This window comes from Youngiibacter multivorans, assembly GCF_017873395.1.
GTDB lineage: Bacteria > Bacillota > Clostridia > Clostridiales > Clostridiaceae > Youngiibacter > Youngiibacter multivorans.
The window spans coordinates 245,280-263,223 of record NZ_JAGGKC010000001.1; the positions used below are offsets into that span (position 1 = coordinate 245,280).

Below are 17,944 nucleotides of genomic sequence, written 5' to 3' on the forward strand. Positions count from 1 at the left end.
TTTTGTCGTATAGGTACATTATTGCACGTTGAGCAGCAAAACTCAACAAAGCAGGACTTTGGCAATATGCTTCAGTGCCAAAGTCCCGCATGAACATGTATCCTGAAATTCAAGGTGATAAAATCTATCTGAAAATGAGCTGCCAGGTTATTTTAAACCTGTCGGTCACCCAGGTGGCTTTCCTGATGTCAAGGACCGGTTCCGGACCCATAAGAACATTTCCGTCCCTGGAAAGCTCAGCGAAGACTCTGTCGAATTCGCTCTCATCCTGGAATTCGGTGTAAAGGGACATAGCCCAATTGAAGGTGGGGGCATATTTTTCGTCCATATCCATTGCAAGAAGCATAGTACCGTTTATCCTGAAGGCAGCTGTCAGGACCTTTCCGGGGGTACCCTGCATTCCTTCCTCGAACCTGTCTAGTGAGACAAGCTCCGAATCCCTGAAGACGTCGAGATAAAACTTTACAGCCTCTTCGGCATTTCCGGGGAATGTAAGGAAGGTGGTGATTCCATCTGTTAACTTATTCATAGTGATTCTCCTTAAGGATTTTTGTGTACCTTAATTCTAAAGCTTAATTCACGGGGGGTTGTATACAAATTGTTAGGACATTGTGAATAATGGTTTCTTGCAAAGGTATGCATTTTTTCGATGTGGTAGAATGGTATCAAGAAAACAAATGTGGGGTGGCTTATGGAGAACGGACTTAATGAGGAAATTCTGGACAAGCTTACTAAGGTTTGTCTGTGCAAGGCGATTCCGAGGAAAAGGATGAAGGACGCAATAAGGGCAGGAGCCGACACTGTGGACAAGGTTAACAGGGAAGTCGGGTCTGGTACCGGAGGCTGCGGCGGAAAAAGATGCGGACCTAAGATTGCGGCACTCCTTGAAGGCTATAGGAACGGAGAGTGGGTATGATATGGATGTACATGCTGCTATAAACAGCAGGAGAAGCACCAGGAGGTTCAAGCCTGACAAGGTAAGCAAAAGCCTCATACTGAAGGTGTTCGATGCTGGAAGACTGGCTCCGACAGCAAGAAACATGCAGAGCCTGAAGTTTGTAGCGATTACCGAACAAGCAATGAAGGAACGGCTGAGACCTCATCTCAACGGGCAGAACTATGCTCTTGAGGCGCCGGCTCTCATGGTGATTTGTTCAGTTGATAATTGCAGGGTGATGAAATGCGGTGAACCTGCAGGGACCATAGATGCAGCAATTGCTCTTTCATTCATGATGCTGAGGGCTGAGGAACTTGGACTTTCCACCTGCTGGATGGGCAATTTTGATGCAGACGGCGTAAGGATTGCACTTGGTGCTCCAGAAACTGTGAAGGTAGTTGCTATATCGCCACTGGGTTATTCCGATGAAAGACACTCTTTAAGGATGAGGAAAAACCTTTCTGAATTTGTGTCCTTCAACGGCTACTATACTGAATGAAGGGTGTTGTATGAAGAGACTATATAGGATGCTGACAGGACTCCTTGTCCTGATGCTTATGACTATGACAATTTCTGGCTGTGCGAGCCAGACAGAGCCATCAAATGGCACAACTCCGACAAAAGTGACGGTGCCATCCAAAGAGACTGTTCCCTCGAAGACAGAGGAAGCGAAAATAAAAGAAGAAGGCCATTACTATACCAAAAATGATGTTGCAGAATACATACATCTTTATGGAAAGCTTCCGGAGAACTTCATAACCAAGAACGAGGCAGAGGACCTTGGCTGGGTTGCAAGCAAAGGCAACCTATGGGAAGTCAGCGACAAGCTGGTTATTGGCGGAGATAAGTTCGGAAACCGTGAAGGACTGCTTCCGAAAGCAAGCGGAAGGGTCTGGTATGAATGTGATGTCAACTATGAAGGCGGCTTCAGAGGCGACGACAGGATCGTATTCTCAAATGACGGCCTCATCTATTTTACAAGCGACCACTATGCAAGCTTCAAGAAGCTTTACTGACGGGGGTACTAAAAATGAGAAAAGCGATCCTTAATGGAAAAAGGATGATCAGCAGGGAAGTGGCTCATGCTTATCTTAAGAGGAAGCTTAGCTTCCCGGATTACTACGGCAGGAACCTTGATGCCCTATGGGACCTTCTTACGACTATCCATGAGCCGATTGAAATCAGGATATTCAACAGGGAATCCATAATTGAAAAAATGGGTGAGTATGGGGAGAGGCTTCTTTCGACGATTGATGAGGCATCTGAGGAAAATCCCAGGATTACTGTAAGATACTGCAATTGACAGTTTTATGCGCATGTAATATAATATTATCGATTAAAATGCGTTGAGCAGGAAGAGTAGTTTTCCATAACCGTACAGAGAGTGGCCGTCTGGTGCAAGGCCTCCGGAAAGGAAAATGAAAATCACCTGGGAGCATGCAGGCTGAAAATAAAGTAAGCCAGCACGGGAATCCTCCGTTATAGGACAGGGCATGATGGTGCCTTTTGAATTTAGGTGGTATAGCGAGACCTCGCCCTATTTTGGGCGGGGTTTTTTATTAGATTAAGGAGTTGTGATCAATGTACAAGAAGGTTGACGGATCAAAGACCTTTACAAGCATGGAAAAAAATGTGAGGGATCTCTGGAAGGAAAAGGACATCATAAATAAGAGCTATGCACTCAATCCTGATGGCGAGACCTTCACGTTCTATGACGGTCCTCCGACGGCAAATGGAAAGCCTCATGTAGGTCATGTCTTGACCAGAGTGGTCAAGGACCTGATACCGAGGTATAAATCGATGAAGGGCTACCAGGTATTAAGGAAGGCGGGCTGGGACACTCATGGTCTTCCAGTCGAGCTTGAAGTTGAAAAGAAGCTTGGAATCTCAGGCAAGCAGGATATCGAGGCATTCGGAGTGGAGAACTTCATAAAGGAATGCAAGGAGAGCGTATTCAAGTATGTTGGGATGTGGAAGGAAATGTCCGACATGGTCGGCTTCTGGGTCGACATGGACAACCCATATGTAACCTTCGACAACAACTATATCGAATCTGAATGGTGGGCTCTAAAGACAATGTGGGAAAGCGACCTGCTCTACAAGGGCTTCAAGGTCATGCCATATTGCCCAAGGTGCGGAACCGGGCTTTCATCCCATGAGGTTGCCCAGGGGTACAAGGATGTAAGGGACACCACTGCAATAGCCAAGTTCAAGCTTAAGGGCGAGGACAACAAGTACATACTTGCATGGACAACCACTCCATGGACTCTGCCTTCAAATGCAGCACTTGCCCTAAACAAGAACTTCACATATGCAGAGGTAAAGGTAGGGGATGAGATACTCATACTTGCTAAGGAGCTTATAGGAACGGTACTCAAGGACCTTGAGCATGAAGTTGTCAGGGAGTTCCTGGGAGAGGAGCTTCTTGGAAAGGACTACGAGCAGCTCATACCTTTCCACACACCTGAAAAGAGGGCTTTCTTCGTCATACACGGAGATTTCGTAACCCTTTCTGATGGTACCGGAATAGTACATATAGCACCTGCATACGGCGAGGATGACTACAATGTCGGAATGAGGAACAATGTCCCATTCATCCATCTTGTGGATGCAGAAGGAAAGTTCGTTCAGGAAGTAACTCCATTTGCAGGAATGAACGTGAAGAAGGCTGATCCGGAGATCCTCCACTGGCTGGAGCATGAGAACAAGCTGTTCTCGACGGACAAATACCTGCACTCATATCCTCATTGCTGGAGATGCGATACGCCGCTCCTATACTATCCGAAGGACAGCTGGTTCATAAGGATGAGTTCTCTCCGGAATGAGCTCATGGAAAACTCGGACAGCGTCAACTGGTATCCTGACAACATCAGGACAGGCAGAATGGGTAAATTCCTTGAGAATGTAATAGACTGGAGCCTTTCAAGGGATAGGTACTGGGGAACTCCGCTTCCGATATGGGAATGCTCATGCGGACACAGGGAATGCATAGGTGGAATACAGGAGCTTAAGGAAAAGGGCATCGATGTTCCTGAGAATATTGAGCTTCACAAGCCTTATATAGATGAGGTGTTCCTCAAGTGCGAAAAGTGCGGCGGAACCATGAAGAGAACCCATGAGGTAATAGACGCATGGTTTGACAGCGGTTCAATGCCGTTCGCGCAGTGGCACTATCCGTTTGAGAACAAGGAGATATTCGAGAAGAACTTCCCCGCTCAGTTCATATCTGAAGCAGTTGACCAGACCAGAGGATGGTTCTATACTCTTCTCGCCATAAGCACAGCACTCTTCGGAAAGAGCTCATTCCAGAACTGCATTGTCCTCGGACACGTGCTGGACAAGAAGGGCATCAAGATGTCGAAGCATAAGGGCAATGTCGTGGAGCCGATGAAGATACTTGAAGAGATCGGAGCGGATGCTACCAGATGGCACTTCCTTACAGCATCAGCACCATGGCTGCCGGTAAGATTCTCGGAAGAGGATGTTGCTGAGAGCCAGAGGAAGTTCATATCGACCTACTTCAACGTATATTCCTTCTATGTTCTGTATGCGGAGCTTGATAACTTTAATCCGCTTGAATACAGGGAGTTCCAGTCCGAGAATATAATGGACAAATGGATACTTTCAAAGCTCAACAGCCTTGTGAAGGGTGTCGAGGAACATATGGATTCCTATGACATCACTGGAGCGGCGCTCATGATAGAGGATTTCACTGATGAGCTTTCAAACTGGTATGTGAGAAGGAACAGGGCAAGGTTCTGGTCCGACAGGCTTACTGAAGACAAGATCGGCGCATATACCACGCTCTATGAGGTACTTGTAACCCTGACTAAGGTAGCTGCACCGTTCATACCATTCCTGACTGAGGAAGTCTATCAGAACCTGGTCAGGGGCTTGGACCAGGATTCACCTGAATCAGTGCATCTTACTAACTTCCCTTCATGCATCGAAGCATGCGTGGACAAGGAACTCGAGAAGCAGATGGACCTTGCGTACAGCCTTGTGAAGCTTGGCAGAAGCGCAAGAAACGCTGCAAACATAAAGAACAGGCAGCCGCTAAGCTCAATGCTCATATCAGAGAAGGAGCTTCCTGAATATTATGGTGACATAATAAAGGATGAGCTTAACGTCAAGGAGGTCGTGCTTGGAGCCGACCTGTCAAAATACGTCAACTATGAGATAAAGCCAAACCTTCCGGTGCTCGGAAAGGCCTTCGGCAAGCTCATACCTGGTATCAAGGCAGAGATTGCAAAGATGGACCAGATGAAACTGGCAAGAAGGGTAGACAAGGGAGAGACTGTTGAAATAACAGTATCTGGAACTGAAATCGGACTATCCAGTGAAAATCTGCTTGTAACCATGCAGGGACTGGGAGGCTTCGCATTCTCCGGTGAAGGCGAGCTGGGAGTAGTCCTCGACACCAACATCACCGATGAACTGAGAGAAGAAGGCAACGTAAGGGAAGTCATATCCAAGATCCAGACCATGAGGAAGGAAAAGGGATTTGAGGTTGCTGACAAGATAGTGCTCTATGTAAGCGGGAATGAACTGATTGAGGACATAATACGAAAGAACAGCGAACATATCATGAGGGAGACACTCACTCTGGACATAAGGTTCGGTGAGGAAGAGGAGTCACAGGAAGCAAACATCAATGGCGAGAAGCTTATGATGGGAGCAAAGGTTGCTGCAAAATAAGTGAATTTGGGCCGCAGGGATAACCTGCGGCCTGATTTTTTGCAGCAAACGCTCAAACCAATGTAAGTATTTCAGAAAATCATTGGATTTTCATACTTTTTTATTGAAACAGGGAACATTTTTGCAGATAATGTATTATAATAAAAATGATAAGGTTTACTCTAAAACATTGAAAAGAAATGATTGGCTATTGTTCGTGATTTTATGAAAATGAATGAAAATGATAGCCTAAAATAATAGGAACATATGACAATCTGTAGTATAATATCAGGATATGGTTTAGAAGACTTATTAATCGAATATAGGGGAGTGAATTATAATGGCAGCTTCAATCAAAGATGTTGCTAAGTTGGCTGGGGTTTCAATAGCAACCGTATCAAGGGTTTTGAACAATGTTGACGTGGTTAATGATGATACCAAGAAGAAGGTACAGGATGCAATCCAAGCCCTCAGCTACAGGCCAAACATAGTAGCAAGGAGTCTTAAGACTCAAAGGACAAAGACAATAGGAATACTGATTCCCGACATCTCGAATCAGTTCTATCCTGAGGTAGTAAGAGGAGCGGAGGACGTAGCCAACATATATGACTACAACATAATACTCTGCAATTCAGATACTGACCTGGACAAGGAGAAGGAATATATCAAGGTTCTTAAGGAAAAGATGGTGGACGGAATGCTCTACATGAGTTCACAGCTTGATCCTGAAATCCTTGACCTCATAGACGAGCTTGAACTGAAGACCGTCCTTGTGGAGACTAAGGCACCAGGCAAGAAGCATCCCAGTGTCACCATCGACAACAGGAAAGCAGCCTATGATGCCACAAAGTACCTTATAGACAAGGGAAACAAGAGAATCGCTTACATAGGCATGAAGAAGGACAGGAAGAACGCTGTAGCCAAGAGATACGAAGGCTACGAGAAAGCGCTCAAGGACAACGACATAGAGCTTGATCCGGACCTTCTGTATTATGGAGACCTCAAGGCTCCGGCAGGATATAAGGGAATCAACGTCATACTTGAAAACGGAAGCATAGATGCGGTTTTCTGCGCATCCGATGAAATTGCAATGGGCGCAATAAATGCACTCAGGGACAAGGGCATCAAGTGTCCTGAAGAAGTAGACGTAATAGGCTTCAACGACATTTATGAGGCTTCAATCTTCTATCCGAAGATAACGACTATTGCACAGCCTATGTATGACATGGGATCAGTGGGAATGAGAATGCTCATAAAGATCATAAACAACAAGCCGCTTGATGAAGAGCAGTATGAACTCCAGTACCATCTGGTTGAGAGGGATTCTGTAAAGTAGGACCCCATAAAAGGACGAAGCTTAATGCCTATCGTCCTTTTTTATCTTCATTTATCATATCTTAATGATATGAAGATGTTGGGGCTTTACTTAACTGAACCAGCACGAAAGGGGATTGTTAGCATTGGAAGCATTGAGGATAGAGCTTCTTTGTGGAAGATACGGAGTGGCAAGGCTTGCAGCGGGAAGCGAGATTCCCAATTGGGCAAAAGGAGAATTCATATCTATTACATCTACGCCTGATGAGCTGTCAGTTACTTGCCCCGAAGACAGCATTCCGGATGGAATAAAATGCGAAAAGGGATGGAGGGTGCTGAAGCTCTTAGGACCACTGGATTTCGCTCTGGTAGGTATTCTGTCAAGAATCAGCAGCATTCTTGCTGATAAGCAAATCAGCATTTTCGCGATTTCAACCTTCGATACTGACTATATACTTGTAAAGAATGACAAGGTACAGAATGCTGTATTAGCATTGAATGATGAAGGATTTGTGGTCGTGGGAATATGACTGCATGAAGCTTATCAAGAGACTGTTTTATTTACAACAGATAAATGAAATTTTAGGAGATTAGCATGGAAAACAACAATAGATTCAGGTTTGCGTCAGCTTCTGATTCCGACCTGATACTTGAATTCATAAAGGAACTGGCAGAATACGAAAATCTGTCCTCAGAAGTTGTCGCAACTCCAGAGATTTTGAAAGAGTGGCTATTCGTTAAGGAAAAGGCAGAGGTCATAATCTGTGAAGTGGATGGCAGCCCTGCGGGGTTTGCGCTCTTCTTCCATAACTTCTCGACCTTTCTCGGAAGGGCGGGCATTTACCTTGAAGACCTCTATATCCGTCCAGAGTATAGGGGTAGCGGATTCGGGAAAGCTTTCATGAGGAAGCTTGCAGGGATAGCTGTTGAAAGAGGCTGCGGTCGCTTCGAATGGTCATGTCTTGACTGGAACAGGAGAAGCATAGATTTCTATATGTCCCTTGGGGCACGACCCTTGTCAGACTGGACTGGATACAGGCTTGACGGAGATTCACTAGCTGCACTTGTTGGTATGCAATCAATTTAGGAGGTTTAATTATGGCTTACAAGTATGATATGGAGGAACTCTACAGTATGACTGTTGAAATACTGGAGAAACGAGGCGTGAAGCTTGAGGACATAGCTGAAATAGTCATGGTGCTTCAAAAGAAGTATTATGAGGACCTTACAATCGAGATCTGTTTGGAGAGCATTAAGCAAGTTCTGAGAAAAAGGGAGATTGTGCATGCTATACTTACCGGTGTGGCTCTGGATGAGATAGCTGAAAGAAAGGGGCTTCCTGAGCCTTTGCAGAGCATAGTGGAAAGCGATGAGCCTCTTTATGGCATTGATGAGATTATTCCTCTCTCTATAGTCAATGTATATGGATCCATCGGTCTTACAAACTACGGATATCTCGATAAGGAAAAGATTGGAATAATAAGGGACCTTGACATGATGAAGCATCAGAATAAGGTGCACACATTCCTGGATGACCTCGTTGCTGCCATAGCTGCAGCAGCTGCCAGCAGGATAGCCCACTCTGAAAGAAAGTGACGGGTAAAGGCATGTATTTCTGGTCGATAATCATAATTGTAGTATCAAATATCCTCTACAATGTTTCGCTTAAGCTGACGCCAGAGAATGCAAGTCCTTTTCCGGCGCTTCTTGCGACTTATGCTGCAGCTGCAACAGCTGTTGTCATAGCATCGCTTTTCGACAAGTCAGGTAAAGGACTTATTAGTGGAATGAAGGACCTGAACTGGACAAGCATTGTACTAGGGCTCTCTATTGCAGGTCTTGAATTCGGATATCTCATGGCATTCAGGTCGGGATGGAACATAAGCACGGGATCCCTTGTAGCAAACATACTTCTTGCAGTGACAATAATCCCTATAGGGGTAATATTCTTCAGGGAGGACTTCAGCCTTATAAAGGCTGCTGGAGCGTCTCTATGCATATTCGGGCTGATACTTATAAACTGGTAGAAAGCATTGCTGGAATATACTGAAGGAAAGTAATACTTACTTAATAGGATGAAAGCAAAAAATCGACGAAACCTACTAAAGTTTCGTCGATTTTTTTCATTTATCGCTATGCTTGAGGGTACAGTAAAAACCTGGAAGATAAATAAGTACCTGAATCTGCTATGTCATGACACTGCTCATATAGCTGATGAAGTCCATCTTATTTACATGTTCAAGTATTAAAAATGAAAGACGTAGATTTAGTTGAATGAGTTCATTGCTTAAATCTAAGCTATGGAATTCCTCTATTCTTTGTAATCTATATTTTAAAGTATTGTAATGAATATGCAAAATATCAGAGGTCTTTTGCATATTCAAATTGTTTATGATGAAGTAGTAGAGGCTCATGGTGTATTCTGTCTTTTTTGTTTTATCATATTCAATCAGATCAAGCAATTCAGGGGTGCAAACTTCAAGTAGGTTAGCGGTTTCTGATGTCAAAGACAATAAGTGATATGGCATATAGTCATCATATATGTACAATAACTTATTCATATCCATATTCCGGCCGATTTCAATGATTGCCTCCGCCTTGTTGTATTCAGAATATAGCTTATTTAGATTCTGAAAACCTCTGCTAATTCCTGCAATTAAGCTATTCTCAGCTAATAAATGCTGAATCTGTTCAAGCTCTGGCTGAAGCAAATGACTATCTTTTCTAACTAATAATAATATGATTTGCTCATTATACATAACTGTGTAGTTACGTGGGACAATGCGCTCAAACTTGTTCTTAAGGTATAGTATTTTTGAATTTGCATCAACCAGGCTTTTTAGATCTATGCAGAGAACAAACAAATGGTCGGTTGATTCAATGGAAAGGTATTTATTCAAATCACTTAATTGTTCCCTGTTTGCGGGCTTACCCATCAATAAGTTAATATAGCTTGCATCAATTGTTGATTCTGGGAAATTTGAGTTGTAGCTGCTTCTTTGGAGAACAATCCCAATGGCATTTCCAATAAGTTTGATTACTTCAAAATCGCTTCTATGGAAGCTTTTATTATACTCAAGGACCTCAATGAACCCTAAAATCGAGTGCTGATATATTGCCTTATGCAATATTATCCTGTGTTTCCATATTTTGCTCTCCAACAAGATAGGAGAATTCTTATCGCTATTGGTATAGGCTAATCTGGCTTCCTTCTCATAAAGCTTATAGTACTCCTGCGTAATGTATCCGTTCTTGATATGGGAATTCCATGCTGGCTCATCAATAGAATCACTGATACCAGAATAAGCCAGAAGTGATGTGCTCATATCGACTAATAGTATTGGATTACCAATGAGTTCTGAACCCAAATCCAGTAATTCCTGAACTTTGCACCCTTGGCTAAGCGATGACAAGAGTTTGGATGAAGCGAGCAACAGCTTTTTTTCAGAGTGAAGGATGGTATACAAATCATTCAGGATTTCAGCTGTATCATGTTTTCCTTCAATGATAATCAGGTTTACACGAACATCATTTAAAATTGGAGGAACTATATTATCCTGAGTAATCAGAATAACATTCAAATGAGATTCAATACTTAGTTCTTCAGGCACATCATCTGGCTTTGCAACATATATGCAATTTGATTGGAATTCAATCATATATTTTTGCATGATCAGATAATCTTGCACAATCATATCTGAATATATGCGCAATTTGGGATTATATTTTTCTAGTTTATTCTTAAGCTCGCTGAAGTTGATTTCCATAAGATTCTCCTTTGAATTATTCCCGCGAGTGAAAACATGGCAATGCGAAGTATGCAATTTTTGAAATTACCCCATCGACTCTCCTGATAGGTTAATCAACCTTTCAATTCTATGGCTGATTATTTGTAACCGCCTATTTAATAGCACCTTTTCTATGTAGGTAAAGGGAACTATTAACAAATTCACTCTCACATATTGAGATAGTGAACAGACGGCTATTCAACTCCTAATTCAGAATTAGGTTGATTATAATACACCTCAAAGTAAAATTGAATACTCAAAACATAAGTCGTGAAGTCGATGATTTTAGAGGTCTCTATTCAACTAATAATATGAATAAAAACCTATGGGAATTGACTAAATCAACAGGTATTTTTTGCTGAGTAGATTCCGTATATTTAGCTATCATGATTATACCATTGGAAAAATACACAATAAAACCCCAATCTTTTCTCAAATTCTTACATAGTTATTTTTTGTCAAAGAGTATAAACTTTGTACAAAGGAGGGTTGAAAACGTTATCTTATTAACAAAGTTTAGTTTTCAGCTGTTTATGTTAAGGAATATAGCATAAACAACAGATCAAAGCAAATTTAGAAACTTTGGAGGATGAAAAAGCTAGGAGTTAAAGTATCAAACTGATTTGCATGCATGAGAAGAATTTGAAAGCTCGGGTCAATGATCAGTCACCAATTTATAAATCAAAAGGAGTTATGATTATGCAGAATGTAACTGAAAAAAAATCTAACTATGGTTGGATAATGATGCTTTTGGCATCCTTGCTTGGTTTTGCTGTAATGACATTTACAGTTACTCCAATTAGTTTGTTTGTAGTTCCGATAACAAAAGAGCTTGGCTATGCCCGTTCAAGCTATACGTTGACACAGACATTCCAATTTGCCGGCGTTATTATAAGTAGTCTTATGTTTGGTTCTACAATCAGTAAGTATGGTGTACGGAAAGTAATTACTTTTGGAGCAATACTTCAGGCAATAGGATTTTTCATTCTATCAAAGAGCACATCGCTACCAATGTTCTACACCGGAGGCTTCTTGATGGGCTTTGCATCAGGCTTCTGTGCGGTCTCAGCAGCATCAACGATAATCAACACCTGGTTCGCTAAGCGTTCAGGCTTCATAGTCGGATTGGTATTCACATTCACCAGTTTCGGAGGTATAATCTGGAATCCTGTAATTGGAGGATGGATTGCCAAGTTTGGTTGGAGACAAGCATTTCTTTACATTGCAATGTTAGTTTTCGGTATCAGTATTCTCCTTGCCCTGTTATTGCGTGATAAGCCACAGGATATCGGACAAGTCCCGGTATATTTCGATTCTACCAGCAAAAATGATGAAAAGAAGAATGAAGTAAAGGGTATGATGTTCCAGGAAGCAATAAAGACACCCAAGCTAAAGATGCTTCTGTTATTGATCTTTCTTTGTGGAATAGCAATTCCGCCGACTGTAGCTACAATACCCGCTTATCTGAACGACCTTGGATTACAGGTTGCAGTCCTTTGGGGAGTTGCAAACAGTGTAGTATTGTTTGTTAACACAATATCCAAAATTCCTCTTTCAGCTGCTACGGATAAATATGGTGTAAAGTCACTTATTTCAATTGCGCTTTTCGGATATGTGCTTGCAATTGTATGCATGATACTCGCTGGACCTGAAACTGTATTCTTTGTGTTTATTGCAGCAGGATGCATGGGATTTGCAGTTCTAATGACATCAGTGCCAATGCCTATAATAGTGCGACAATTCTTTGGAAATAAGGATTTCGCGAAGATAATGGGTGTGATTTTCGCTACATTCTCCGTAGGACAGGCACTTGCAACACCTACCATGAATTTGGTATACGATACTCTGGGTTCATATAAGTATGTGTACTATGCACTGCTTCCTATAGCAGTAATTATATTTGCATTAGGCTGGGTTGCCACAAGTGATAAGCCTGAGCATCTGTTAATAAAATCAAAGGATAGCCTGGAAAAATCTTATTAGTCGGATTCACTCTTCTCAATTGTTTGATCTAATGATTGAGAAGAGTGACAAATAAAATATCGACTTAGTAGTAAGAAGAAAACGATTTGATTATTCAAGTATGGAAGGAGGAAATGAGATGTATGGTTATATGAATAAAATGCTGTTTGTTAACCTGAGCACTAAAGAGATTGAAGTCAAAAAGATCCCAGAAGAATGGATAAGGGATTTTATTGGCGGACCTGGACTGGGGGCCAGGATTCTATATGAATACATGCCGGCTAACGCGGATGTTTTTGGACCGGAAAGCATGGTAGGATTCATTGCAGCACCTTTCAACAACACTCCTATATTAATGGGAGGCCGATACACTGTAGTTTCAAAGTCGCCTGTTTATGACGGGTGGAATGATGCAAATTCAGGAGGGTACTTTGGCCCAATGTTGAAAAAAGCTGGGTATGATGCTGTTTTTGTAAACGGCATTTCAGAAACCCCGGTTTATATATGGATCGATAATGGAAAAGTTGAAATAAGAGATGCTTCAAAGTACTGGGGAATGATATCAACTGAGTTTGAAGAAGCGTTATTCAAGGATTTGGATGACGATAAGATTAAAGCAGCATTTATCGGACCTGCCGGTGAAAAGATGTCAAATATGGCCGCCGTTATGAATGATGGTCATAGAGCTGCAGGAAGAGGCGGCACAGGTGCTGTAATCGGGTCTAAGAAGCTTAAGGGAATTGTATGCAGGGGAAACCAATCCGTTGAAGTGTATAACAAAGATGAGCTAATCAACAAGAATAAAGAGATAGCCACTGCTTTGAATGCTCATCCTATGAAACCGCTAATGACCGCTTTTGGAACCACGGGAGGCTTCATGCCATCACTCATGAGCGGTGATGCAGCAGTCAAGAATTTTTCAATATCACTTGCAGAGTCGGGAAAAACAGCTCAGGATTTTGAACCCGTAGCAGCGAAAATGTTAAATGAAAAATACAAGGTTAAGGATTATGGATGCGCTAATTGTCCAGTAAAATGCGGAGCAATCTACCATGTTGAGGATGAAAAATATCCTATGGATCATCCGGGCATGCCGGAGTATGAAACCCAAGGATGGTTTAGTTCAGCAATCATGAACACTGACCCTGTTACGATGATTAAGTGTGGAGACCTATGCAACGAATATGGAGTTGACACAATTGGAGCAGGCGGAACTGTAGCATGGGTGTTTGAGTGCTTCAATGAGGGACTGCTTACCAAGGAGCAGCTGGATGGAATCGAGCCATTCTGGGGAGATGGGCACGCTGCAGTCAAACTAACTGAAAAGATTTGTAAACTGGAAGGCTGTGGGGAAATACTGGCAGCTGGATCCCAAAGTGCAGCTGATCACTTTGGCGTTGGACATCAGTTCCTGTTTGTTGCGAGTGGAATGGAGATTGCACAGCATGATCCCAGAAGAGCGCCCGGATATATTCGTACTTATCAGCTTGATCCAACTCCTGGACGTCATGTTAAGGGTGGCTTAGCGAAGGCTAACGATCGAATGACCTGGGAGCAGAAATACAATTATAGAGTCACAGGTTTCCAGGATGTATCTGAGGTTGCAATGACGGAGTTCGTTAACAACTCTGGAATGTGCATATTCTCTGTAAGGATGTTCCCTGAAGGCTCTTTGTTCAAGCTTGTGGAGCTGTTGACAGGAATGCCATTCAGCAAAAAGGCTGCTCGAGAAATGGGGATACGTTCCTTCACTATGAGACATGCATTCAATATAAGAGAAGGTATGAGAAGAGAAAATTTCACTGTCACAGACAGAATGATTGGTAATCCCCCTCTGAAAGATGGCCCAACAAAGGGTATAACGCTAGATGAGGTAAGATTGGGAGACAACTTCTACAATGCATTAGGATATGGAATTGATGGCGTCCCAAGCCTCGACATGCTTGAACTTCTTGGAGGAATGGAACCGGTAATAGAGACGCTTTATCCAAAGCAGAAATAAGTAGTAATAGGAGAAAGAATTGCAAGTAAACATTAAGATTTATGCTGTTGATGTACCTGCAGATCTATCGGATTTTACAATTGACATGCCTGAAGGGTCAGATATTGAAGCTGTGCTTGACTATAGTCTGAAGGTGCAAAAGCTTAATATTGAACCTGATTATTTCAAGGCATCCATGGTATTGCTGAATAACCATCGCTCTGAAATAGATACTGTGGTGAGTAATGGTGATATCATAACGATTCTGCGAACCCTCGAAGGTGGTTGATCAAGTTTTTGAATCATTAATTTCAGTCAATTATGACTGTAAGTGGTTATACAAATTAAAATTAAAGTTCTAAGGAGGACAAAAATGCAAATACCAAAAACTAGTAAAGCGGCTGTTTTAACTGAATACGCAAAGCCATTGGAAATAATTGATGTGCCAATTCCAGAGGTAACTGGAAAGGCTGTATTGGTAAAGGTTCACTTAGCAGGTCTTTGTGGAACAGATATCCATCAGGCTGACGGGACATTGGGATTAAAGTTCCCACTACCGAACATCCAGGGACACGAGACAATAGCAGAAATCGTAAAACTTGGGCCAGATAGAAAGACAGATGTTGCAGGAGAAGAACTGCATGTTGGAGACAGGATCATGTGGGCACATGACTTCTGCGGTGAGTGTTATTTCTGTGCAGTCAAGAGACAGCCTTTCATGTGTTCAAACAATAAAGGATATGGTTTCTCCACACCTGACAAGCTGATGGGTGGATTCTCAGAATATGAGTTTGTTCTGCCAACAACCCAGGTAGTAAAGGTTCCGGAAAATGTCACGGATGAAGAGGCAGTAGGAGTAGGGTGTGCATTCAGAACTGTTGTTAACGCATTCGAAAAACTGCAGAAACAGACTCCGATAGGTCTTGGAGATTCTGTTGTTATTCAGGGAGCTGGCCCGATTGGACTATACTCGGCACTGACAGCTAAAGCAATGGGTGCAGGCCAGGTAATAGTTGTTGGTGCACCTGCAGGAAGACTGGAGTTGGCAAAACAGTGGGGAGCTTCTGCTGTAATAAACATTGATGAAGTGAAGGATTCTGCGGCTAGACAAAAAATGGTTATGGACTTAACTGAGGGAAGAGGCGCTGAATTAGTTGTAGAATGCTCAGGATATCCGCCCGCTTTCAACGAAGGCTTTGGTCTGATGATCAAAGGCGGAACATATCTGATAATTGGTCAGACTATGCCAGCTAAGATTGAATTTAGCCCATATGTTTTGCTTGGTAAGAACGCAACAGTTATTGGAAGTGGGAGTGCAGATATAATCCATTTCTACAAAGCGCTGAAGTTCCTGAAGCACAACAGAACCAAATATCCGATGGATTTGATAGTAAGCAAGCACTATAAGCTTGAAGATATCAACGAGGCACTTGCCAGCATGAAGAAGGGAACAGATATTAAAGCTGTTATAGATATGAGATAATTCCTGTCAGTAAATGGCCTGATTACTAAAGCAGTAGTCAGGCCAAAAAAAAATTGCCATATGGATTGTGTATATGACAATACAAAATTTGTTAGCAGAAAGGACACTGGTGCTATTATGAACGCCCAAATTGAACCGATAGAGAGATCATCAGAAGTAGAAAAGTCTTTGTACATAAAAATCCCATTCATGAGAAAGGTTTTGTACAATCTTGGAGATGTTGGAAATAGTTTCAGTTGGGGATTTGTAGCATCTTTCTTAGTTATTTTCTATACCGATGTTTTTGGGATCAGTGCTGCAGCAGTTTCTCTGATGCTACTGATCTCCAGACTTTGGGATGGCTTGAATGATCCGATAGTCGGGATAATGGCTGATAGAACAGTAACGAAGTGGGGCAGATATCGTCCATGGATCCTATTTGGAATGGTACCACTTGCGATATTCACTGTACTTACATTCTGGGCTCATCCGGAATTCAGTCCCTCAGGGAAATTGATATACGCATACATTACTTATTTTTTCCTTTCGTTTTTTAACACATGTGTCATTGTACCGCATGCGTCATTGATTTCAGCGATGACTCAGGACCCCAATGAGCGCTCCAAGCTGGCTGGAATGAGAATGGCATTTGGGTTCATAGGAAATACCATAGTAGGAATTCTTGTTGTGAATATGGTGCCCTTTTTCGGTCAGGGAGACAATGTGAAGGGTTATCTATATACCGCTTTTGTTATGGCTTTTGTTTTAGCGATACCAATGTTCACAATAGACTTTCTCGGTACAAAAGAGGTGGTTAATCCTCCAAGAAATCAATTAAAGGTGTCTACTAAAAAGTTGATTGCAGGAGCACTTAAAAATAAGTACCTTATTATGTGTTGCGTTGCAATATTCATTGTAGGATTAGGACACTATACCAGAATGACTTCACTGATGTATTATTTTACCTACGTTATTCGAGACAGGAGTTTGATTGCAGGATATATGCTCTTTTTGAACTTGCCATTCGTTGCAGGTGCATTATCAGCTTCATTGATTTCAAAGAAGTTAGGCAACAAGGGCAAAACCTTCGCATATGCATCATTTTCAGCAGGGATTTCAATGATTCTTGGTTTTTGGTTCACACCAATTGGTAATCCCATGACATTCTATATATTGACTATAATGACAGGTTTTTTCACAGGTATCATGGGAGGATCAGCATTTTCGATGGTTCCAGACACTGTTGAATATGGTCAACTTATGACTGGAGAACGATCAGCAGGATTTAACCAGTCACTTACAACATTCTGGAATACTATTGGGATAGCAATAGGATCAGCTGGAGTTGCGCTGATGCTTTCAATTCTCGGTTATGTACCTAACGTAGAACAAACCTCGATTGTTTTAAATGGAATACGAATGACGATGTTCATTTTGCCGGGAATTATAACATTTATAGGGGGAATAATGTTCTTGTTCTATAAACTGGATTTTGCGATGTTCGACAGAATAGTAAGTATGTTGCAAGCAGAATCTGATAGATAGATATTCCAAATACAGATTCGATTGACAATTTTGGTAAAGTGCGAAAATAATAAAGAGTGACTTAGACCATTGATATATTGGTTTAAATCACTCTTTATTTTTCTTATCAAGTTATAATTCAACAAAACATCATATTTAAATAGCGTCATCTACGATAGAATAGCAGTATCTATGGAGAATAACCGCAATTTTTATTGTAGATGCTGCTGAATGCAATTGAATATTGTAATTTTTCTCCCAAAACCAACGCATAGTTCAAGAGTTTGATAAAAATATCA

17 protein-coding genes and 1 other annotated feature are annotated in these 17,944 nt (G+C 42.0%); of the genes, 15 read left to right on the forward strand and 2 right to left on the reverse strand.

Features of this window, described 5'->3' with window-relative positions:
- Positions 1-124: 124 nt before the first annotated feature.
- Positions 125-529, reverse strand: a complete 405-nt coding sequence (locus tag J2Z34_RS01220) for a VOC family protein (RefSeq protein WP_209458015.1) — start codon at positions 527-529, stop codon at positions 125-127.
- 162 nt (positions 530-691) lie between these two features.
- On the opposite strand from J2Z34_RS01220, the gene J2Z34_RS01225 reads away from it, so the two are divergent.
- From J2Z34_RS01225 to J2Z34_RS01270, 10 genes are all read left to right on the forward strand, one after another.
- Positions 692-916, forward strand: a complete 225-nt coding sequence (locus J2Z34_RS01225) for a (2Fe-2S)-binding protein (RefSeq protein ID WP_209458016.1) — start codon at positions 692-694, stop codon at positions 914-916.
- Position 917: 1 nt separating this feature from the next.
- Entirely contained in the window at positions 918-1,436 is a 519-nt protein-coding gene (locus J2Z34_RS01230; RefSeq protein ID WP_209458017.1) for a nitroreductase family protein, read from the forward strand.
- Positions 1,437-1,446: 10 nt separating this feature from the next.
- The gene (locus tag J2Z34_RS01235; RefSeq protein ID WP_245250450.1) at positions 1,447-1,953 is read left to right on the forward strand and encodes a ribonuclease domain-containing protein; all 507 of its coding nucleotides are present in this window, start codon (positions 1,447-1,449) and stop codon (positions 1,951-1,953) included.
- A 14-nt stretch (positions 1,954-1,967) separates the two neighbouring features.
- Complete coding sequence (locus J2Z34_RS01240) at positions 1,968-2,240, forward strand: barstar family protein (RefSeq protein ID WP_209458018.1); 273 nt, start codon at positions 1,968-1,970, stop codon at positions 2,238-2,240.
- Positions 2,241-2,274: 34 nt separating this feature from the next.
- Positions 2,275-2,480, forward strand: a binding site (T-box leader).
- A gap of 38 nt (positions 2,481-2,518) precedes the next feature.
- Positions 2,519-5,635 carry an isoleucine--tRNA ligase gene (ileS, locus tag J2Z34_RS01245; protein ID WP_209458019.1) on the forward strand — a complete coding sequence of 1,039 codons (3,117 nt, stop codon included), beginning with the start codon at positions 2,519-2,521 and terminating at the stop codon, positions 5,633-5,635.
- 319 nt (positions 5,636-5,954) lie between these two features.
- Positions 5,955-6,950 carry a LacI family DNA-binding transcriptional regulator gene (locus J2Z34_RS01250; protein WP_209458020.1) on the forward strand — a complete coding sequence of 332 codons (996 nt, stop codon included), beginning with the start codon at positions 5,955-5,957 and terminating at the stop codon, positions 6,948-6,950.
- A gap of 124 nt (positions 6,951-7,074) precedes the next feature.
- Positions 7,075-7,458: an ACT domain-containing protein gene (locus J2Z34_RS01255; RefSeq protein ID WP_342453065.1), complete on the forward strand. Its 384-nt coding sequence runs from the start codon at positions 7,075-7,077 to the stop codon at positions 7,456-7,458.
- A gap of 65 nt (positions 7,459-7,523) precedes the next feature.
- On the forward strand, positions 7,524-8,015 hold the full coding sequence (locus J2Z34_RS01260) for a GNAT family N-acetyltransferase (RefSeq protein WP_209458021.1): 492 nt from the start codon (positions 7,524-7,526) through the stop codon (positions 8,013-8,015).
- A gap of 11 nt (positions 8,016-8,026) precedes the next feature.
- A complete protein-coding gene (locus tag J2Z34_RS01265; protein ID WP_245250451.1) occupies positions 8,027-8,524 on the forward strand; it encodes a phosphatidylglycerophosphatase A family protein in 498 nt (165 codons plus the stop codon).
- Positions 8,525-8,535: 11 nt separating this feature from the next.
- Complete coding sequence (locus J2Z34_RS01270; RefSeq protein ID WP_209458022.1) at positions 8,536-8,955, forward strand: hypothetical protein; 420 nt, start codon at positions 8,536-8,538, stop codon at positions 8,953-8,955.
- Between the two features lie 159 nt (positions 8,956-9,114).
- Here the strand turns inward: J2Z34_RS01270 and J2Z34_RS01275 are convergent, their stop codons facing one another.
- Complete coding sequence (locus tag J2Z34_RS01275) at positions 9,115-10,695, reverse strand: PucR family transcriptional regulator (protein WP_209458023.1); 1,581 nt, start codon at positions 10,693-10,695, stop codon at positions 9,115-9,117.
- Between the two features lie 648 nt (positions 10,696-11,343).
- Between J2Z34_RS01275 and J2Z34_RS01280 the strand changes: the two genes are divergently transcribed.
- The 5 genes from J2Z34_RS01280 to J2Z34_RS01300 all read left to right on the forward strand — a co-directional run bounded on the left by J2Z34_RS01280 (position 11,344) and on the right by J2Z34_RS01300 (position 17,666).
- Positions 11,344-12,699, forward strand: coding sequence for an MFS transporter (locus tag J2Z34_RS01280; RefSeq protein WP_209458024.1), 1,356 nt, complete (start codon positions 11,344-11,346; stop codon positions 12,697-12,699).
- Between the two features lie 130 nt (positions 12,700-12,829).
- Positions 12,830-14,680, forward strand: coding sequence for an aldehyde ferredoxin oxidoreductase family protein (locus J2Z34_RS01285; RefSeq protein WP_209458025.1), 1,851 nt, complete (start codon positions 12,830-12,832; stop codon positions 14,678-14,680).
- Between the two features lie 19 nt (positions 14,681-14,699).
- On the forward strand, positions 14,700-14,948 hold the full coding sequence (locus J2Z34_RS01290) for a hypothetical protein (protein ID WP_209458026.1): 249 nt from the start codon (positions 14,700-14,702) through the stop codon (positions 14,946-14,948).
- 84 nt (positions 14,949-15,032) lie between these two features.
- Positions 15,033-16,142: a zinc-binding dehydrogenase gene (locus tag J2Z34_RS01295; protein WP_209458027.1), complete on the forward strand. Its 1,110-nt coding sequence runs from the start codon at positions 15,033-15,035 to the stop codon at positions 16,140-16,142.
- Positions 16,143-16,202: 60 nt separating this feature from the next.
- On the forward strand, positions 16,203-17,666 hold the full coding sequence (locus J2Z34_RS01300) for an MFS transporter (protein WP_209458028.1): 1,464 nt from the start codon (positions 16,203-16,205) through the stop codon (positions 17,664-17,666).
- Positions 17,667-17,944: the final 278 nt, after the last annotated feature.